The sequence below is a fragment of the Bradyrhizobium sp. SZCCHNS1022 genome, assembly GCF_032484835.1.
Classification (GTDB): Bacteria; Pseudomonadota; Alphaproteobacteria; order Rhizobiales; family Xanthobacteraceae; genus Bradyrhizobium.
The window spans coordinates 1,007,435-1,026,595 of sequence record NZ_JAUETT010000001.1 but is presented as its reverse complement, the minus strand read 5'-3'; the positions used below and the strand labels follow the sequence as shown (position 1 = coordinate 1,026,595).

Genomic DNA, 19,161 nt, shown 5'->3' with positions numbered 1-19,161 from the left:
GCGCTCTGACGGGCTTTCCGGCTTGGCCTCGTCCTTCCTGCTGATCGCGCGTCAGTCCTTCCGGTTGTTCGCGGCGAGCTGCTCCTTCAGCGCAGCGAGCTTGGCAAACGGCGAATTCGGATCGATCGGCCGATCGCGGTCGCGCGAACCGGCGCTCGACGCGTAGGGCCGGAGCGCCGGGCCGCCGTCGCGCTTGTCGCGGCCGCCCTTACCGAAGTCCCGGCCGCCGCGCCCCTCGCGCTCGCCGCCGAACTTGCCGCCCTTGTTACGATCGCGGTCGCGATCACGTCCCTTGCTGTCGTGCTCGCGGCGGGGGGCCCGGTCCTCACGCGTCTGCACGCCTTCGCCCTGCGCTTGACCTTGAGGCTGGCCTTCAGTGCCCTGACGCGGCCCCTTCCGAAAGTCCTTGCCAAATTCCTTTACGCGGTCGCGGCGGCCATGCCCCTGACCATGGCGACGCTCGCCGCGAGACTCGCCCTCGGCCGGGGCAGCCCCGCCTGCAGCATGCTCGCCGGCCGGCTGTTGGCCGCGATCCTGATGCGGCCGCTGATGGCGGGGGCGCTGATGCTCATGGCGCGGGCGTCGCTCCTCGGAACGGCCGCCGGGACGCCAGACTTCGACCAGCTGCGGTTCGGCGGGCTCTGCCGCCGGAGTTGCGGTCGCTTCGGGGGACGCGGCTTCCGCCGGTGCTGCTGGGCTCACGACCTCCGGCTCGGCGGAGATTTCGGCCTGCGCTGCGTCGGAGGGCTCGGACTCGACGACAATGGACTCGGCGACGGTCGGCTCCGACGTGGGCATCACCGCCTCTTCCGCGGGTGGCGGAGCGAAGTCGACCATTGGCAAGGAGGCCGCCGTCGCGATCGGTTCGGCCTGTTCGGACGTCTCGACCGGCTCCGGCACAGCGACGACCTGTTCGACCACCGGCGCCACTGCGGCCTCAGCCACCGTCGGAACCATCTCCTCGGTCGCAGGCGCCGCGGCGGCATCGTCGCCGATGGCCGGTGCTGCAGCGTCGGCGCCGGCGGTTTCCACCGCCGCCCCCTCGCTCGCGGCGGCGTCAGCAGCCATCGCTTCGCCGGCCGGAGCTTCCGTCGGCTTTTCAACGCCCTTGGGCGGCAACGGCGGGCGCTTCTCCATGCGATAGCCAAGCGCGCGCAGGATCGAGGCAAAATCCTCACCGGCCGATCCCGTCAGCGAGGTCATCGCCTGCGTCACCACGAAGCCGCGGCCGTCGAAAGCGCCTGCAGGCTTCTCGCCAGGAGCATTTTCCCGCCAGGCCAGCGCAGGCCGGATCAGATCGGCCAGCCGCTCGAGAATGTCGACGCGCACGGCACGTTCGCCGGCCTGCTTGTAGCCAAGCACGCGATAGGCGTCCCGCGGCAGCGCCTTGTCGACGGGAAAAGAGGTACGCCCCGAGCTTGCCAGATGCTGCGCGCCGGTCAGCGCGGACATGTCGACATTGCCCTGCTTCTCCGCCCACAGCAGCGCCGCGAGGGCGCGCGCCGCAGGCTTGAGCAGCGCCGGCAGGTAGATGTGATAGGCGCCGAAGCGCACGCCGTATTTGCGCAAGGTTGCGCGCGAGGGCTGATCGAGATCCTTCATCTCGCTCGCGATTTTGCTGCGTTCGATGACGCCGAGCGCCTCGACGAGCTGGAAGGCGATGCCGCGCGCAATGCCGGTGATGTCCTCCGCCTTGGACAGTTCGAACAGCGGGCCCAGCAGCTTCTCGATATGCGTCTTCAGCCACAGATCGAGGCGCGCCTGGACCTTGTCGCGCGCAGCGCCGGTAAGACGCTCGTCAGCGATGATGCGCAGGCGCGGATGCAGCGCGTCGTCAGCCGCCACCAGCTTGGCGACCGCATCCCCGGTCCAACGGACCGTACCGTCGGCGGTGAGCACGAAATGCTCATCGGGCGCGTTGGAGAGCTTTTCAGCGCGGGCCTCGATCTCGCCGGCCAAAGCCTTCTGGGCCGCAGCCTGCAGGGCCTTGGCTTCGGAGCCGGCCTCGGCGGCGTCGGGCGCGAAGGTGAATCCATCCAGCCGGCCGATCGCATGCCCTTCGACGATCACTTCGCCAGTCTTGCCGATTTCCGTATTCAAAACACTGTTCTCCCGCAGGCGCCGCATCAATACACTGGTACGACGATCAACGAAACGCTCCGTGAGCCGTTCATGCAGGGCGTCTGACAATTTATTTTCAACATCGCGGGTAATTCCCTGCCAATAATCGGGATCGGCCAGCCAATCCGGCCGGTTGGCGACGAAGGTCCAGGTGCGAATTTGTGCAATCCGGCCCGATAGCGTGTCGATATCGCCGTCGATGCGGTCGGCCTGGTCGACCTGAGCGGCATACCACGCGTCCGGAATCCGCCCTTTTTGCATCAAAAAGCCGAACACCGTGGTGACGAGCTCGGCATGGGCCGCCGGCGACAGCTTGCGGTAGTCCGGGATCTGGCAGGCTTCCCACAACCGCTCGACCGCCGCCGCGCCATGCGCCAAATCCCGCACATCCGCGTCGCGCGCCGCGTGATCCAGCACGCGCAAATCTTCGGCAACGGGCGCCCGCGTCAGCGCCTCATGCGCCGGCGGCAAAGCCAGCGACACCTGCAGCGCGCCCAAAGACGAAAAATCCAGCCGCGCATTGCGCCATTGCAGCACCTTCACGGAATCGAAGGTGTGGTTCTGCAGCACATTGACGAGTTCGGGCTCGAAGGGCGCGCAACGTCCGGTCGTGCCGAAGGTGCCATTTCGCGTAGCCCGGCCGGCGCGGCCGGCGATCTGGGCGAATTCCGCGGGCGTCAAACGACGGAACTGATAGCCATCGTATTTGCGGTCGGAGGCAAAGGCGACGTGATCGACGTCGAGATTGAGGCCCATGCCGACCGCGTCGGTGGCGACGAGATAGTCGACATCTCCGTTCTGGAACATCGCCACCTGCGCGTTCCGCGTGCGCGGAGATAGCGAGCCCAGCACCACCGCCGCGCCGCCATGCTGGCGTCGGATCAGTTCGGCAATCGCATAAACCTCGTCGGCCGAGAAGGCGACGATCGCGGTCCGCCTCGGCTGGCGCGTGATCTTGCGGTCGCCGGCGAATTCGAGCTGCGACAGCCGTGGCCGCGTCACCATCGAAGCGCCCGGCAGCAGCCGCTCGATGATCGGCCGCATCGTTGCAGCCCCCAACAACAACGTCTCGTCGCGGCCGCGCCGGTTGAGAATGCGGTCGGTGAAAACATGGCCGCGCTCGAGATCGGCTGCGATCTGGATCTCATCGACGGCAAGGAACGATACGTCGAGATCGCGCGGCATCGCTTCGACCGTCGAGACCCAATAGCGCGGATTTTTCGGCTTGATCTTCTCTTCGCCGGTGATCAGCGCGACTGCGTCGGAGCCGGTGCGATCGACGATCTTGTTGTAGACCTCGCGCGCCAACAGGCGCAGCGGCAGGCCGATGATCCCCGACGAATGCGCAAGCATGCGCTCGATGGCGAGATGCGTCTTGCCGGTGTTGGTCGGACCGAGCACGGCGGTGACGCCGGAGCCCGGAGCACGATCAGGCGTGCGCTCGAAGGGCGAGGCAGCCGAAGAGGACGAGAAGGCCATTCGTTAATTTTAGGTCTTTGCCGGCGTGATGTGCGCGTGTGCTGTTACACGCGATGGAACCGAGTTTTGAAGCGATTTCAGAAGGTCGCGACCGCACCCGGCTGTGTCAATTTGCTACGCATATAGTGTCGCACCTTAAGCTTCGGAACGCCCGGAGAACGAATCGCGCCCGAATCGCTGACTCCGGCGGCTTTCCGGCTTCGTTCACCGCAACATCTCGCGCGTGAGGTGAAAGACCGCACTAGATCAAGTTTTTGGAGCAACCACAAGCAACGGTTTTGCGACGGATTCGGCGCGGCTTTTTCGGAGCGCGAGTCGAATCAGATTCGAGCAAGAGTCAAACGGATTCACGCGGGAATTGCGACAACGGACGATCCAGAGGGACCGTCTCCCTTTGGCGGAAAGTCGGCGGGCGAGCCGCTACTGCGTTTTCGCCACACGCGGCGGGGTGGCCTGGGTGACGAAGCTGGTCGCCTCCAGCACGCCGGTTCCAAACGGGGTCGGAATCACCAGCCTGAACGGCACCAGGATGCGGGTCCCCGCGATCGGCACGAAATAAATCTCGAGATTGCGCGCGCTGGCCAGATATTTGATCACGGGCCGGTCTGGAATATAGCCCGCCACCGGCGTGAAGTAGATGGCACAGACCAACGCCGGCCCGCGATAGCCCTTTTCGGCCCGCACATTTTCCAGGCGCTTGAAATCGAGCTTGAGCTCGTAGCGCATGCGGCCGTCGAACACCGGCGCGCCGGCGTGGCAGGCCTCCGGCGTCAGCAGATCGCCATTGCCGGGGACGCGCAACAGCGAGGCGGTCATCGGATCGTACACGCCGCGCTTATGCGCCTCCGTCACCGGAATGCGGTCGGGATCGACCGGCGGCGTCGGATCGATGCTGAACTCCTTCACGTTACCATTCGTAAGCGTGATGCGGATCTGTTCGGACTTCTTCCCCGCAGTGGTCGAGGCTTGGTAGCTCTGGCCGACCAGCGCCCCGTTGACGATCCGCCCCTGTGCCGAGCCCTGGCCCGAACCTTGCGAGAAGCTCTTCAGCAACCCCGCGGTGCCGCCTTGCGCGGCCGCGCCATACTGATCCTCGCCGATCTCGATGGCCCAGGTGCCTTTGCCGATCGGGATGCCGGCGAGCGTCGCCTCATATACGGCATCGAGGCGGCCCTGCGCGGAAGCTTGTGGAACGGCGGCGAACAGCACCAGGACAAGCGCGACCGCGATGGTCGCGCCACGTGCGACGCCGCGGGCAAGGCCGCGACCACAGGAGGGCGCGACGATCAAGGGAGCTGCGCGATGGGTCACTTCAAAGGGCCGTCCTGCCAAAACGCCTGCTCGCGCACCTCTGCGCGATCGCCTCGTTACTTAAGCGAAAAAATCCAACGCACAACGCAACTCGGCGTCGGCGCGGCATTTCCCGCGCCGGGTCCCTTGCGGGGCCGAAAGTCTATTGGGCCGCGCCAACGGCATCCAGCCTATCGTACCGCCCCGATTATGCTCTTTATATGGTGACCGGCCAGAGTCTACAGTGTTGATTTCGCGTCAGATTTCTGACTTGTAGGTGATTGCGGGCGCCGCCCTGGAAAAACGGAACTTTGACGGCTACCCCCTGACCCGCGTCGCGCAAAGGGCGGGAGCCACCGCATCTCGAAAGGCGCCAGTTACCCGCCTTCAAAAACTTGACGTATTCGCCCATCGCCCCTATACGTCCGCGTCTCCCAGAGAGAACTGGACGAATTTTGGACCCCCGCGCCGCGCGCCAAAAGCGGCGATTACGGGTGCGGGGATGAAAGAGGATTTGCAACGATGTCGCGGCGCTGTGAACTGACGGCCAAGGGCCCCCAGGTCGGCCACAAGGTGAGCCACTCCAACATCAAGACCAAGCGGCGCTTCCTGCCGAACCTTTGCAACGTGACCTTCATCTCGGATGCGCTGGGCCGCAACGTGCGTCTGCGCGTCTCGACCAACGCGATCAAAAGCGTCGACCACAATGGCGGACTGGATGCGTATCTGCTCAAGGCCAATGCCGCGACGCTGTCGCCGCGTGCGCTGGAGCTGAAGCGCCAGATCGAAAAGAAGGCCGCCGAGGCCGCTCCCGTCGCGAAGGCGAGCTGACTACGAGATTTAGAGCAGCGGCCGAGCCCGGCTGCTCACGGAACCTGAGCAAACCGATAAGGCCGGGTCGAACGACCCGGCCTTATCTGTTTGATGCTGGAAAACGCATCGTCGGCTGCCTGTCGGCTTCGCAGCGGAGTTACCTTATCCAACTCCCGTCCGATGCGGTTTCGCGGTTCGCATATGGTGATCATTCCGTTCAGCCGCAGCTGTACTGATGGACGAGCGCGTTGCGGAGACCAAGCGCAGCGTGGGCCGAAATCGATCATTTAATTCAATAGCGCGCACGGAGCACCGCAGGTTTTTGTTGTCACGCCCGCCGAGAGGCCCAGCAGACGCAGAAACTCTCGTGCAGAACTTCGATTGAATATCAGAATGAGGGCGACGGACTAAGACAGCTCTGACCCTCGCAGCTCGCAAAAAACGAACTTCCCGGCGGTCGTTCGCGCCGACTACCGCCTCTGAATTCCTTATACCAGCACAATCGTCGGTTTCTGGCACCTGTACAACTGTCACAAAAACCAATCTCCTCAAACTCCGCCAGATGCATTACACTCGCAAAGGTCGTATTCTGGAGGCCCACAATCGCAATGAAGAACATCGTCATCTGCTGTGACGGCACAGGCAACGAGATCAGCGAAAATATCTCCAACGTGCTGAAGCTCTATCGCTGCCTGCGCAAGACCGACAGGACCACGCCGCACCAGGCGGTGTTCTATGATCCCGGCGTCGGCACCTTGTCGCAGCCGGACACTTGGCATCGCATCAAGGCCAATTTCAACATGGTGCTGGGGCTGATGACCGGTTACGGGCTCGACGACAACGTCATCGCGGCCTACGCCTTCCTGGTGCAGCATTACGAGGAGGGCGACCGGGTCTTCCTGTTCGGCTTTTCCCGCGGCGCCTACGCCGTGCGCATGCTGGCCGGGCTGATCCACAAGATCGGGCTGATCTCACCAAACCAGGTGAACCTCGCCGGATCCGGGCTGATCGCCTACAAGAAATATTCGAGCGACAACCCGAAGGCTGGCCGCGGCGTCACGGCGAAGGCGGAAACCGCCGACGAGGACGGCCCATTGCCGCAGAACCGCAACGACCACGCCGCGCAGTTCGCCCGCATCTTGTCGACCCGCGCACCCTCGATCCATTTCATCGGCGTGTGGGACACCGTGGCAAGCGTGATCGTGCCGCGGCCGGACCGCCTCTATTGGCCGAGCCTCGAGGAGCTCGCCTTCACGATCCAGAACCCGAGCGTCAAGATCTTCCGGCAGGCGATCGCGATGGACGAGCGCCGCTACATGTTCCGGTTGAAGAAGTGGGACGAGCCGCAGAGCTACAAGCCGGTCCGCTTCAACGACGTCCATTCCGGCCCGCAGGATTCCAAGCAGGTGTGGTTCGCCGGCGTGCATAGCGACATCGGCGGCGGCTATCCGGAGAAGGATTCCGCGCTGTCGAAATTTCCGCTGCTGTGGATGATCGACGAGGCCGTCGCGGCGGGGTTGAGCGTCAACCCGAGCACGGTGAACCAGCTCGCCTGGGGCGTGCAGCGCAAAGGCAGCCCGTTTTCCTATGTCGCGCCGGACATTCGCGGCCAACTCCACGATTCGATGACACTCCCCTGGCGACTGCTCGAATACTTGCCGAAGAAGGACAAATACAAGGAATGGCCGGCGCGCAAATCGCATCTCGGCTTCTACATTCCGGACTGCGAACCGCGCTTCATCCCCGACGGCGCCTTCATCCACGAGAGCGCGTTGATGCGGATCGCCGAGATACCCAACTATCGACCGGTAAACCTGCCCATGGCTTACGAGCGTGTGCCGCTCTCGGCGAAGGGGCAAGTGGGCTAAGCTTCCTCTGCGCCTTCAGAACGGACGTCGGGTCAGATGCGATCTATGAGCTGCTTCTTCCCTGGATAGGATGAGTTGGTTCAGACCGGCGGATTGACCGCACCCTCGTCCTTGCCGAGGCTGCGCTCGCGCAAATAGATGTAAAGCCCGGCGCCGATGATGATCGCTGCACCGGCGATCGTCGCCGGATGCGGCACATCGCCGAACACCACGAAACCGAAGATCACCGCCCACACGATCATCGAATATTGATAGGGCACGACCACCGATGCAGGCGCGAGCTTCAAGGAGCGGTTGACGCAGAACAACGCCGTGACCGAGATGAGGCCCGCCGCAGCGAACAGCATCAGGCTTCCCGGCGTCGGCGTCACCCAGCCGAACGGTGCCATGACCGCACCGAGCAAAAAGGTGCCCACGAATTGCGAGGACGCCATCACGATGTCGGGGGTGGCGCGCAGTGAGCGGGTGATCAGCATCAGCACGGCGAAGGAAAGGCTGCCGCCGAGCGCGATCAGCGCCGGCAGGCTGAATGTCTGCGCCGACGGACGCAGCGCGATCACAACGCCGCAGAAACCGATCAGGATCGCGCTCCAGCGCCGCCAGCCGACCTGCTCGCGCAAGACCAGCGCCGACAGCGCGGTGACGAAGATGGGCCCGGCCAGATAATACGTGATGACGTCCGCGAGCGGCAGGTAGACGGTGGCAAGGAAGAACGCCGCCACCTCCAGCGTCGAGAGGATCACGCGGACGAGCTGCAGCCACGGCCGCTCCAGCTTGAGGAACTGCGCGCGGTGACGCCAGATCACCGGCGAGAGCACCAGCAAGGCGGCACAGGCGCGCAAGACCAGGAGCTGCCCGACCGAATAGGTGCCGACCAGGAATTTACCGGTGGCGTCACCGAACGAGAACATGAAGATCGACAGCAGCATCAAGGCGATGCCGGCGAGCCGGGCGGCGCGTTCATCGTTGGACGTGGAGAGTCGAGAGAGCACGCTCATGATGGTGCAGCCTTACCAAGCCATCTGCTTCGGCTCCAGCGTTCCGCTACGCGTGCGGCGCGATCCTGCCGCAACCGCCACGCAATGCTCGATTCCGAGTTCAATTCCAAGCCCATGAATTAAGCGTTTGGGCCGAAAAGGCCGAACTCCGCGGTTGCCGTGGCGGCCCGCCTCGCCTACCTAAGACCCATGAAATTCCTCGATGAAGCCAAGGTCTATGTGCGCTCCGGCGACGGCGGCAACGGTTGCGTTGCGTTCCGGCGCGAGAAGTTCATCGAGTTCGGCGGCCCGTCCGGCGGCAATGGCGGCCGTGGCGGCGATGTGGTCATCGAGGCCGTCGATGGGCTGAACACGCTGATCGACTACCGCTACCAGCAGCATTTCAAGGCCCAAAAGGGCGAAAACGGCATGGGCAAGGACCGCCACGGCGCCGGCGGCAAGCCGATCGTGCTCAAGGTCCCCGTCGGCACCCAGATCTTCGACGAGGACAAGGAGACCTTGATCCACGATTTCGCCACCCGGGGCGAGCGCTTCGTGCTGGCTCATGGCGGCAATGGCGGCTTCGGCAATGCGCATTTCAAGTCGCCGACCAACCGCGCCCCGCGCCACGCCAATCCCGGCCAGCCGGGCGAGGAGCGCTGGATCTGGCTGCGGCTGAAGCTGATTGCGGATGCCGGCCTGGTCGGCCTGCCCAACGCCGGCAAATCGACCTTCCTGTCCAAGGTCAGCGCCGCCAAGCCCAAGATCGCGGACTATCCTTTCACCACCTTGCATCCGCAGCTCGGGGTGGTGAATGCCGATGGCCGCGAATTCGTGCTCGCCGACATTCCCGGCCTGATCGAGGGCGCGCATGAGGGCGCCGGCCTCGGTGACCGCTTCTTGGGCCATGTCGAACGCTGCCGCGTGTTGCTGCATCTGGTCGATGCGACCTGCGAGCATGCCGGCAAGGCCTACAAGACGGTCCGGCACGAACTCGAAGCCTATGGCGGGCAGCTTGCCGACAAAGTCGAGATCGTCGCGCTGAACAAGATCGATGCGGTCGATGCCGATGAGCTGAAAAAGCAGAAGGACCGCCTGAAGCGCGCAGCCAAGAAGACGCCGCTACTGCTCTCCGGCGCGACCGGGGACGGCGTCAAGGAAGCCCTGCGCAAGCTCTCCGAGGTGATCGGCGAGCAGCCGGTGTCCGCCAAGGCAAAGAACGCGATCGAGAACGCCGCGACCGAGGAGCCGTGGGCGGCGCCGCCGCCGCCGCAAGGCTGAGCGCCCGTCGCCCAGCTTGCCTCCCCTGCGGCGGCTTGCGACAATCCCTGAACAATCGCTCTCGCGACGCCCCGTGCCTCCATCCATGCGAGGCATTCGAACCGACCTCGCAGCTCATCATGGCCGATCCCAAACTCGAGAATTTCCGCCGTATCGTGGTCAAGGTCGGCTCCTCGCTTCTGGTCGATGCCGAGGCCGGAGACGTGCGGACGTCGTGGCTCGCCGCGCTCGCTGCCGATATCGCCAAGCTGCATGACGCCGGCTGCGAGGTGCTGGTGGTGTCCTCGGGCTCGATCGCGCTCGGCCGCAGCCGCTTGAAGTTGCCGCGCGGTCCTCTGAAGCTGGAGGAAAGCCAGGCCGCGGCCGCCGTCGGCCAGATCGCGCTGGCCCGGATCTGGTCGGAGGTGCTGGGCGCGCACGGCATCGATGCCGGGCAGATCCTGGTCACTCTGCAGGACACCGAGGAGCGGCGGCGTTATCTCAACGCCCGCTCGACCATCGCCAAGCTCCTGGAATGGCGCGCGGTGCCCGTGATCAACGAGAACGACACGGTCGCGACCGCCGAAATCCGCTACGGCGACAATGATCGGCTGGCCGCACGTGTTGCGACCATGGCCAGCGCCGATCTGCTGATTCTGCTCTCCGACATCGATGGGCTCTACACGGCGCCGCCGGCCCAGGACCCGAACGCGCGGCTCATTCCCGTGGTCGAAACCGTCACCGCCGAGATCGAGGGGATGGCCGGCAGCGCCGCGTCCGAGCTGTCGCGCGGCGGCATGCACACCAAGATCGAGGCGGCCAAGATCGCGACCACCGGCGGCACCCACATGCTGATCGCCTCCGGGAAGATCGAGCATCCGCTGGCCGCGATCGCCGAAGGTGGCCGCTGCACCTGGTTCCTGACGCCCGCCAACCCCGTCACCGCGCGCAAGCGCTGGATCGCAGGCTCGCTGGAGCCGAAGGGCATGCTGGTGATCGATGCCGGTGCAGTGACGGCGCTGCGCTCCGGCAAGAGCCTGCTGCCCGCGGGCGTCGTCCGCGTGGAGGGCCAGTTCGCCCGCGGCGACGCGGTGGTGGTGCGCGGGCCCGACATGCATGAAATCGGTCGCGGACTGGTGGCCTATGACGCCGACGACGCCGACAGGATCAAAGGCCGCTCCTCGCCGGATGTCGCCACCATCCTGGGCGTGCCCGGCCGGGCCGAGATGATCCATCGCGATGACCTGGTGATCGGACCGGCCGGCGCCGGACCGACGGCGTAGATGGGCGGCGTAGATGGGCGGCGAATTCGCTCCGACGTCGCTTTCATGCTAGGAATTGATCGAAATTCAAGGTTGGAACGTCATGACAGCTTCCCTCAAAGCCATCGACGGCAGCGCCGATCTGCCCGCGCTGATGAACGAGCTTGCCGCACAGGCCCGCGCGGCCGCGCGGGTACTGTCGCTGGCGCCGGCTGAGCAAAAGAACCGCGCGCTGGAAGCGATGGAGCGTCTGATCCGTGCGCGCGCCGATGCCATCCTCGCTACCAATGCTGAGGACGTCGCCGAGGCCAAGGCTGCCGGGATCACCAGCGCCTTCATCGACCGCCTGACGCTGACGCCGGCGCGCATCGCCGCCATGGCGGACGGGATCGCCGCCGTGCGCGCGATTTCCGATCCGGTCGGCGTCGTCACCGAAAGCTGGCAACGCCCGAACGGCATGACCATCGAGCGCGTGCGCGTGCCGCTCGGCGTCATCGCTGTGATCTTCGAGAGCCGGCCGAACGTCGCTGCCGACGCTGGCGCACTCTGCCTGAAATCCGGCAACGCGGTGATCCTGCGCGGCGGCTCCGACAGCTTCCGGTCCTGCCGCGCGATCCACGATTGCCTGGTGCAGGGCTTGCGCGAAGCGGGCCTGCCTGAAGCATCGATCACATTGGTGCCGACCCGCGACCGGGCCGCGGTGGGGCTGCTGCTGAGCGGCTTGAACGGCGGCGTCGATGTGATCGTGCCGCGCGGCGGCAAGAGCCTGGTGGCGCGGGTCGAGGCTGAAGCGCGCGTGCCGGTGTTCGCCCATCTCGAAGGCGTCAACCACGTGTATGTCGATGGCGCTGCCGACTTGGAGATGGCGAAATCGATCGTGCTGAACGCGAAGATGCGTCGCACCGGCGTCTGCGGCGCCGCCGAAACCCTGCTGGTGGATCGGACGGCCGGCACCATGCTCAAGCCGCTGCTCGATATGTTGATCGACGCCGGCTGCGAAGTGCGGGGCGATGAAACAGTCCAGCGTGCCGACTCGCGCGTGAAGCCGGCGAGCGAGGAGGACTGGGACACCGAATATCTCGACGCGATCATCACCGCCAAGGTGGTGGATGGCGTGCAGGGCGCCATCGCTCATATCCACGAGCACGGTTCGCATCACACCGATGCGATCGTGACCGAGGATACCAAAGCGGCCGACAAGTTCCTCAACGAGGTGGATTCGGCGATCGTGCTGCACAACGCTTCGACGCAATTCGCCGACGGTGGCGAGTTCGGCTTCGGCGCGGAGATCGGCATCGCCACCGGCAAGTTCCACGCACGCGGACCCGTTGGCGTGGAGCAGTTGACCAGCTTCAAGTACCGCATCCACGGTACCGGGCAGACCCGTCCGTAACAGCGAGCGTTGGCGTGAAGCATCGGCAGAGCTGCCAGGGCCTGCAGCGGAGACGTCCTTGAACGATATCTCCGCCACCGCGCCCGCGTTCCTCCAAGGGCTGCCGCCTCATAGCGATGGCATGCGCATCGGCCTGCTCGGCGGCTCCTTCAACCCGCCGCATCAGGCGCATCGCGCTATCAGCCTGTTCGCGCTGAAGCGACTGCAACTCGATCGCGTCTGGTGGCTGGTCACGCCGGGCAATCCGCTGAAAGACAATGACGGCCTGCACGCGCTCGCCGAGCGTGCGGCCGCGGCGCAGAAAATGGCTGCCGACCCCAGGATCGAGATCAGCTGTCTCGAAGCCGTCATCGGGACCCGCTACACTGCTGATACGATCAACTACTTGCGTAGGCGTGCTTCGCGCCTGCGCTTTGTCTGGATCATGGGCGCCGACAATCTCGCGCAGTTCCATCGTTGGCAGAACTGGCAGCGCATCGCTGCCCAAGTGCCGATGGCCATCATCGATCGGCCGCCTCAGAGCTTTCGCGCCCTGACCGCGCCCGCAGCCCGCGCGCTGGCGCGTTACCGAATCCCGGAGAACGAGGCCGGCCGGCTCGCCGATCGCCACGCCCCCGCCTGGGTGTTCCTCACCGGCCTCAAATTGAACCTGTCGTCGACCGGCCTTAGGAACCCGGACGGCAGCTGGAAGTCGGAATGAAATGCAAGACCGCACCCGAAGAGCGGGTGCGACATCGAGACGCGCGAGCGCTTGTCGGTCCCTGCTACGTCGAGGTTCCGGAGACCGAATCTGGTTATCGAGCCTCGGAAAAGTGCCGGGAAAGTGGGGTACTGGAATATTGAACTCGTTAACCCCACATGCGTAGTATGGTCAGCAGGCGAAGAGATTCGGCCTGCGATACAGTGAAAGGAATGGTCCCTGACCACATCTGTATTGTCCCAGTCGGTTTTACCGAAGACCGTCAAGTCGACGCGTAAAACATCGACCCCGAAAGCGGCCTTGCAGGCGCAACCCGACGCCGACAAGACCCTGAGCATGATCCTTTCCCGCCTCGACGACATGAAGGCGGAAGAGACGGTCACCATCGATCTTCGTGGTAAATCGGCATATTCCGACTACATGGTCGTCACCTCGGGCCGGTCCAACCGGCACGTCGGCTCGATCGCGGAAAACGTCGCTAAAGCCCTGAAGGAATCCGGTGTCAAACCGCCGCATATCGAAGGCCTGCCCAACTGCGATTGGGTCCTGATCGATTCCGGCGACGTGATCGTGCACGTGTTCAGGCCCGAGGTCCGCGAGTTCTACAATCTCGAGCGGTTGTGGACGCAGGGGCCGAAGCCGGCGAAGACGCTCTGACGCGACGGCGCGGTGTCATGCCATGCGTGCGCATGCTAACGATATCGCATGCGCATTGTTGTCATTGCCGTCGGCCGCCTGAAGCAGGGTCCTGAGCGCGAACTCGCAGATCGCTATCGCGAGCGCTTCGAGGATCTCAGCCGCAAGCTCGGCTTCCGCGGCATCGACATCCATGAGATCAGCGAAAGCCGCGCCCGCGATGCGGCGGCGCGGATCGCCGAGGAAGCGGCGGCGATCGCGACTCACATCCCGGAAAAATCCCTGCTGGTGACGCTCGACGAACACGGCCAAAACATCGACAGCGCCGGCTTTGCCGGTCAGCTCGGCCGCTGGCGTGACGAGGCCGCGCCCAGCACGGCTTTCGTGATCGGCGGGGCTGACGGACTTTCGCCCGAATTGCAGCGCAGAGCGAAGCTGAGGATCGCGTTCGGGACCGCGACCTGGCCGCATCAGATTGTCCGCGTTCTGCTTCTGGAGCAGCTTTACCGGGCCGCGACGATCCTGGCAGGCCATCCCTATCACCGCGCTTGAATTGGCGCCGAGACGAGCACATTAAGGTCCGATGTCCGCTGCGCGGCCCCCTCGCTTCCCTTCATTCACCAGCCGCCCCGGCCGGCCTCCCACCCCCTCGCTCTCAGCCCTGCTCCTATCCGCAATCCTTGTGGCGCCCGCTGGACCGGTGTTCAGCCAGACCCCGCTGCGACCGTCGGTCGGGACACCCACGGCCGGGACGCCGCCGTCCGCCGACGCCTTGAAGCAGCGCGAACAGGAGCTCGAGGCCGCCCGCGCGGCGCAAAAGAGCGCGGCAGACGCCCAGGAGCGACTGAAGGCGGATATCGCCGCGATCGGTCAGGATCGCAGCAAGCTCAATCAGCAATTGATCGATGTCGCCGCGCAGGTGCGCGGTATCGAAGGCCGCATCGGCGAGGCGGAGACGCGGCTGCGCGGTTTGGACAGTCGCGAGCAGGAACTGCGCGACTCCCTGGAGTCGCGGCGCTCCGAGATCATCGAGGTGCTGGCCGCGCTGCAGCGCGCCGGCCGCCGGACACCGCCGGCGCTGTTGGTGCGGCCCGAAGATGCGCTGCAATCGCTGCGGACCGCGATGCTGCTCGGCTCGGTCGTGCCGGAGATGCGCAGCCGCGCCGAAAAGCTATCGGGCGACCTCGGCGAATTGCTCAACGTCCGCAAGACCATCGCGACCGAGCGCGACAAGCTCGCACTCGACCGCGATAAGCTCAGAACCGATCAAACGCGGCTATCCGCTCTGATCGAGGAACGCCAGCGTCAGCAGGCTGCCGCCGAGAAGGACATGCAGGCTGAAGGCGCCCGCGCGGTCGCGATCGCCCAGCAGATCGACAATCTGCAAGGCCTGATCGCGACCATGGAGCAGGACGTCAAGAGCGCAGCCAAGGCCGCGGTGACGGCGAGCCTGCAGGGCGTTCCGGTCAACAACAAACCTGACGTCAACGCACTGCGAAACTCAAATCGCAAGAGCCCGGCGATCGCCTTTGCCTCGACCAAAGGAATGCTCGCCCTTCCCGTGAACGGCACCAAGATTCGCGGTTTTGGCGGTTCCGACGGTGCCAGTAGTGTCGATAAAGGCATTTCTTTGGCGACCCGGCCCGGAGCCCAAGTCACAACGCCGTGTGATGGCTGGGTCGTCTATGCCGGGCCCTTCCGCAGCTACGGACAACTCTTGATCCTCAACGCCGGGGGCGGGTATCATGTCCTGATCGCCGGGATGGAGCGCATTTCCGTCACTATCGGGCAGTTTGTTCAGGCGGGAGAGCCGGTCGCGACCATGGGAAACACCTCGCAGGTCGCCTCCATTCTCGCCACCAATGCGAGCCAACCTGTGCTCTATATCGAGTTTCGTAAGGACGGCACTCCAATCGATCCAGGCCCATGGTGGGCCATAAATGAAGGCGAAAAGGTACGCGGATGATGCGTAAGACTTCGGTAATTCTCCTGAGCGCGGCCACCGGTGCGGCATTGACCCTGCTGGTAACGCAGCCACGCGCAGTGCTGATGGGATCGACCGCGCGCGCCGCGACCGCTGATACCTATCGCCAGCTCAACCTGTTCGGCGACGTGTTCGAGCGCGTGCGCAGTGACTATGTCGAAAAGCCCGACGATTCGAAGCTCGTGGAATCCGCGATCAGCGGCATGCTCTCGGGCCTCGATCCGCATTCGAGCTACATGGATGCCAAGAGCTTCCGCGACATGCAGGTGCAGACCCGCGGCGAGTTCGGTGGCCTCGGCATCGAGGTCACCATGGAAGACGGCCTGATCAAGGTGGTCTCGCCGATCGACGACACGCCGGCCTCGAAGGCCGGAATCCAGGCCAACGACATCATCACCAATCTCGACGACGAGGCCGTGCAGGGCCTGACGCTGAACCAGGCGGTCGAGAAGATGCGCGGCCCCGTCGGCACCAAGATCAAGCTCAAGATCGTCCGCAAGGGCGCCGACAATCCGCTCGACGTCACGCTGACCCGCGACAACATCCGCGTTCGCTCGGTGCGTTCGCGCGTCGAGGCCGACGACATCGCCTATATCCGCATCACGACCTTCAACGAGCAGACCACCGAAGGCCTGAAGAAGAGCATCGCGGATCTGCAGAACCAGATCGGCGACAAGCTGAAGGGTTACGTCATCGATCTCCGCAACAATCCGGGCGGCCTGCTCGAAGAGGCCGTCACCGTCTCCGACACCTTCCTGGAGCGGGGCGAGATCGTTTCGACCCGCGGCCGCAATGCCGAGGAAACCCAGCGCCGCACCGCGCATCCGGGCGATCTGACCAAGGGTAAGCCGGTGATCGTGCTGATCAATGGCGGCTCGGCCTCGGCCTCCGAAATCGTCGCTGGTGCTCTGCAGGATCACAAGCGCGCGACGCTGGTGGGCACCCGCTCGTTCGGCAAGGGATCTGTGCAGACCATCATCCCGCTCGGCGCGGGCAATGGCGCGCTGCGCCTGACGACGGCGCGCTACTACACGCCATCGGGCAAGTCGATCCAAGCCAAGGGCATCGTGCCCGACATCGAAGTGCTGCAGGACGTGCCGGACGAGCTGAAATCGCGCATGGACACCAAGGGCGAGGCTTCGTTGCGCGGCCACCTGAAGAACGATGGCGACGAGAAGACCGGCTCGCAGTCCTACGTGCCGCCGGACGCCAAGGACGACAAGGCACTGAAGATGGCCGATGACCTGCTGCACGGCATCAAGAGCAGCTCCTCGGCGAATCCAGCACCGGCAGCAACGACCGACAAGGCGGCGGCCGACAAGCCGGCCGTCAGCGAGCGGCAGACGCCGAAGCCGAACTGACGCAAAGTTTCGGAAATTCAAGTTTCGCAAGGGCGGCCTTCGGGCCGCCCTTTTGCGTCCAAGCGCTGACCGCCGACAGGTGGGCCGCTCTCTTCCTTGACCGTCACCAAAGCCCGAGCCCTGCGCGGGTACACTCGGCCGTGGTATCGTCGGCCCGACTGATTCGGGAATTTCGATGACAGAAACGGCCGACGAGCTGAGCGCCCCGCTGGGACAGACGGAGACACGTCGCAGGCGCTGGCTCCGGCTTCCGTTCACCGGATGGCAAGCGCTGGCCGTGCTGCTTGGGCTGACCTTGGTCGTGTTCGCCGGCTTTGCGCTATTCCATGACGATCCGCTCGGCGGCGAGCCCGTGGTGCGGATTGCGATCAGCAGCGGCATCAAGCCGAGCGATGACGCGGCCGCTACAGCGAAACCCGCCGCCAAATCCGAGCACGGCAGTGCTACGGAGACGAAGCAGCAGCCGAGCGGCAGCCAGAAGACGGTGACCATCATCGATGGCTCCAGCGGCACCCGGCAGGAGGTGGCGATCGGCGCCGACACGGCCGATGGCGGCGATTCAGGCAAGGCCCCGCCGGCAACGGCCATGATCGGTGTGGACCCGCGGCTGCTTGAAAAATCGCGCTACGGCATGATCCCGGTATCCGCCGATGGGCTGAAGCCGTTCACGGCCTATGCGGCAGACGCCGACCGCGCCAAGGCCGCGAAAATGCCGGTCGTGGCGATCGTGATCGGCGGGCTTGGCGTCGGGGCCGCCAAGACCACCGACGCCATCATGAAGCTGCCTGCAGCGGTGACCTTGGCCTTCACACCCTACGGCTCCGATCCCGGCAAGCTCGCCGAGCGCGCGCGGGCCCAGCGCCACGAGATCCTGCTGCAGATTCCGATGGAGCCCTATGACTATCCGGACAACGATCCGGGACCGCAGACCTTGCTGGCCACCTTGGGACCGGACCAGAATATTGATCGGCTGTATTGGCATTTGAGCCGGCTGCAGGGCTATGTCGGGGTCGCAAATTTCATGGGTGCACGCTTCGTCGCGACCGAGAGCGCGATGCAGCCCATCGTCGCGGAGGCCGCCAAGCGGGGGCTCGCCTTCTTCGATGACGGCGCAGCGCCCCGCAGCGTCGCAGGCGCGCTGGCAACCGGCCAAGCCATGCCCTTCGCCAAGGGCGACGTCGCGATCGACGCGGTGCCGACCGCCGTTGAGATCGACAACGCGCTGACGAAGCTCGAGAGCCTTGCGAAAGAGCGCGGCGTCGCAGTCGGCACGGCATCGGCCCTGCCGGTCTCGATCGAGCGCATCGGAACCTGGATCAAAGGGCTGGAGCGCAAAGGCATTTTGCTTGTGCCATTGACAAGCGCGATGCTGAAATCAAAATCCAATTGACGGCGTCCGGTCCTAGCCCGGCGCAGGTAAGGCGAGCGACCCGTGAATAGAGGTCGACCGCAGGAAGGCTTTGACGGAATGACACGTTACGAAGACCTGCCCTACCGAGACTGTGTCGGCGTCATGCTTATCAACCAAGAGGGGCTGGTCTTCATCGGTCGTCGTGCCGGCGGCATTGAGCATGTCGATGAATCCCACGTGTGGCAGATGCCGCAGGGCGGCGTCGATCCCGGCGAGGACGCGTGGGATGCGGCCAAGCGCGAACTCTATGAGGAGACCAGCGTGCGCTCGGTCGAGAAGCTCGCCGAGGTCGGCGACTGGCTGACCTACGACATCCCGCGGACGGTGGCCGGACGCGCCTGGAAAGGACGGTATCGCGGACAGCGCCAGAAATGGTTCGCCATGCGCTTCACCGGCCAGGACAGCGAGATCGAAGTCACCCATCCCGGCGGCGGTCACCACAAGGCTGAATTCGTCGGCTGGCGGTGGGAGCCGATGCAGAATCTGCCCGAGCTGATCGTCCCATTCAAGCGCCCGGTCTACGAACGGGTGGTGCAGGAATTCACCAAGCTCGTGAAGCGATGATGGCTCGCCACGCGCCGCGCATTTGCGACATCGCATCTCGAC

15 protein-coding genes are annotated in these 19,161 nt (G+C 64.8%); 12 read left to right on the top strand and 3 right to left on the bottom strand.

Features of this window, described 5'->3' with window-relative positions; translation table 11 throughout:
- Positions 1–51 precede the first annotated feature (51 nt).
- Together QX071_RS04615 and QX071_RS04610 are read right to left on the bottom strand one after the other, a co-directional pair.
- The gene (locus tag QX071_RS04615; protein ID WP_315702053.1) at positions 52–3,600 is read right to left on the bottom strand and encodes a helicase-related protein; all 3,549 of its coding nucleotides are present in this window, start codon (positions 3,598–3,600) and stop codon (positions 52–54) included.
- A 420-nt stretch (positions 3,601–4,020) separates the two neighbouring features.
- Positions 4,021–4,830 (bottom strand): DUF3108 domain-containing protein, encoded by an 810-nt coding sequence (locus QX071_RS04610; protein ID WP_315703126.1) that lies wholly within the window; start codon positions 4,828–4,830, stop codon positions 4,021–4,023.
- Between the two features lie 582 nt (positions 4,831–5,412).
- Between QX071_RS04610 and rpmB the strand changes: the two genes are divergently transcribed.
- A complete protein-coding gene (gene rpmB / locus QX071_RS04605) occupies positions 5,413–5,721 on the top strand; it encodes a 50S ribosomal protein L28 (protein WP_315702054.1) in 309 nt (102 codons plus the stop codon).
- 590 nt (positions 5,722–6,311) lie between these two features.
- Positions 6,312–7,571 (top strand): DUF2235 domain-containing protein, encoded by a 1,260-nt coding sequence (locus QX071_RS04600; protein ID WP_315702055.1) that lies wholly within the window; start codon positions 6,312–6,314, stop codon positions 7,569–7,571.
- An 80-nt stretch (positions 7,572–7,651) separates the two neighbouring features.
- Here QX071_RS04600 and QX071_RS04595 read toward each other — a convergent pair whose 3' ends face one another.
- Positions 7,652–8,569: a DMT family transporter gene (locus tag QX071_RS04595; RefSeq protein ID WP_315702056.1), complete on the bottom strand. Its 918-nt coding sequence runs from the start codon at positions 8,567–8,569 to the stop codon at positions 7,652–7,654.
- 189 nt (positions 8,570–8,758) lie between these two features.
- Between QX071_RS04595 and obgE the strand changes: the two genes are divergently transcribed.
- The 10 genes from obgE to QX071_RS04545 all read left to right on the top strand — a co-directional run bounded on the left by obgE (position 8,759) and on the right by QX071_RS04545 (position 19,119).
- Entirely contained in the window at positions 8,759–9,829 is a 1,071-nt protein-coding gene (gene obgE, locus QX071_RS04590) for a GTPase ObgE (protein ID WP_315702057.1), read from the top strand.
- Between the two features lie 119 nt (positions 9,830–9,948).
- Positions 9,949–11,091, top strand: a complete 1,143-nt coding sequence (proB, locus tag QX071_RS04585; protein WP_315702058.1) for a glutamate 5-kinase — start codon at positions 9,949–9,951, stop codon at positions 11,089–11,091.
- Positions 11,092–11,173: 82 nt separating this feature from the next.
- Positions 11,174–12,463, top strand: a complete 1,290-nt coding sequence (locus QX071_RS04580) for a glutamate-5-semialdehyde dehydrogenase (RefSeq protein WP_315702059.1) — start codon at positions 11,174–11,176, stop codon at positions 12,461–12,463.
- A 100-nt stretch (positions 12,464–12,563) separates the two neighbouring features.
- Positions 12,564–13,163, top strand: a complete 600-nt coding sequence (locus tag QX071_RS04575) for a nicotinate-nucleotide adenylyltransferase (protein WP_315703127.1) — start codon at positions 12,564–12,566, stop codon at positions 13,161–13,163.
- Between the two features lie 300 nt (positions 13,164–13,463).
- Entirely contained in the window at positions 13,464–13,820 is a 357-nt protein-coding gene (gene rsfS, locus QX071_RS04570) for a ribosome silencing factor (protein WP_315702060.1), read from the top strand.
- 48 nt (positions 13,821–13,868) lie between these two features.
- Positions 13,869–14,351, top strand: coding sequence for a 23S rRNA (pseudouridine(1915)-N(3))-methyltransferase RlmH (rlmH, locus tag QX071_RS04565; RefSeq protein WP_315702061.1), 483 nt, complete (start codon positions 13,869–13,871; stop codon positions 14,349–14,351).
- Between the two features lie 31 nt (positions 14,352–14,382).
- Positions 14,383–15,765, top strand: a complete 1,383-nt coding sequence (locus tag QX071_RS04560) for a murein hydrolase activator EnvC family protein (RefSeq protein WP_315702062.1) — start codon at positions 14,383–14,385, stop codon at positions 15,763–15,765.
- Positions 15,762–17,144, top strand: coding sequence for a S41 family peptidase (locus tag QX071_RS04555; protein ID WP_315702063.1), 1,383 nt, complete (start codon positions 15,762–15,764; stop codon positions 17,142–17,144). Before QX071_RS04560 ends, QX071_RS04555 begins: the two co-directional genes overlap by 4 nt.
- A gap of 175 nt (positions 17,145–17,319) precedes the next feature.
- Positions 17,320–18,534: a divergent polysaccharide deacetylase family protein gene (locus tag QX071_RS04550; RefSeq protein ID WP_315702064.1), complete on the top strand. Its 1,215-nt coding sequence runs from the start codon at positions 17,320–17,322 to the stop codon at positions 18,532–18,534.
- A gap of 78 nt (positions 18,535–18,612) precedes the next feature.
- Positions 18,613–19,119: an RNA pyrophosphohydrolase gene (locus QX071_RS04545; RefSeq protein ID WP_315702065.1), complete on the top strand. Its 507-nt coding sequence runs from the start codon at positions 18,613–18,615 to the stop codon at positions 19,117–19,119.
- Positions 19,120–19,161: the final 42 nt, after the last annotated feature.

Coding starts and splice junctions, on each gene's coding strand:
- QX071_RS04615 (WP_315702053.1), bottom strand. CDS start 3,600: ATGGCCTTCTCGTCCTCTTCGGCTGCCTCGCCCTTCGAGCGCACGCCT.
- rpmB (WP_315702054.1), top strand. CDS start 5,413: ATGTCGCGGCGCTGTGAACTGACGGCCAAGGGCCCCCAGGTCGGCCAC.
- QX071_RS04600 (WP_315702055.1), top strand. CDS start 6,312: ATGAAGAACATCGTCATCTGCTGTGACGGCACAGGCAACGAGATCAGC.
- QX071_RS04595 (WP_315702056.1), bottom strand. CDS start 8,569: ATGAGCGTGCTCTCTCGACTCTCCACGTCCAACGATGAACGCGCCGCC.
- obgE (WP_315702057.1), top strand. CDS start 8,759: ATGAAATTCCTCGATGAAGCCAAGGTCTATGTGCGCTCCGGCGACGGC.
- proB (WP_315702058.1), top strand. CDS start 9,949: ATGGCCGATCCCAAACTCGAGAATTTCCGCCGTATCGTGGTCAAGGTC.
- QX071_RS04580 (WP_315702059.1), top strand. CDS start 11,174: ATGACAGCTTCCCTCAAAGCCATCGACGGCAGCGCCGATCTGCCCGCG.
- rlmH (WP_315702061.1), top strand. CDS start 13,869: ATGCGCATTGTTGTCATTGCCGTCGGCCGCCTGAAGCAGGGTCCTGAG.
- QX071_RS04560 (WP_315702062.1), top strand. CDS start 14,383: ATGTCCGCTGCGCGGCCCCCTCGCTTCCCTTCATTCACCAGCCGCCCC.
- QX071_RS04555 (WP_315702063.1), top strand. CDS start 15,762: ATGATGCGTAAGACTTCGGTAATTCTCCTGAGCGCGGCCACCGGTGCG.
- QX071_RS04550 (WP_315702064.1), top strand. CDS start 17,320: ATGACAGAAACGGCCGACGAGCTGAGCGCCCCGCTGGGACAGACGGAG.
- QX071_RS04545 (WP_315702065.1), top strand. CDS start 18,613: ATGACACGTTACGAAGACCTGCCCTACCGAGACTGTGTCGGCGTCATG.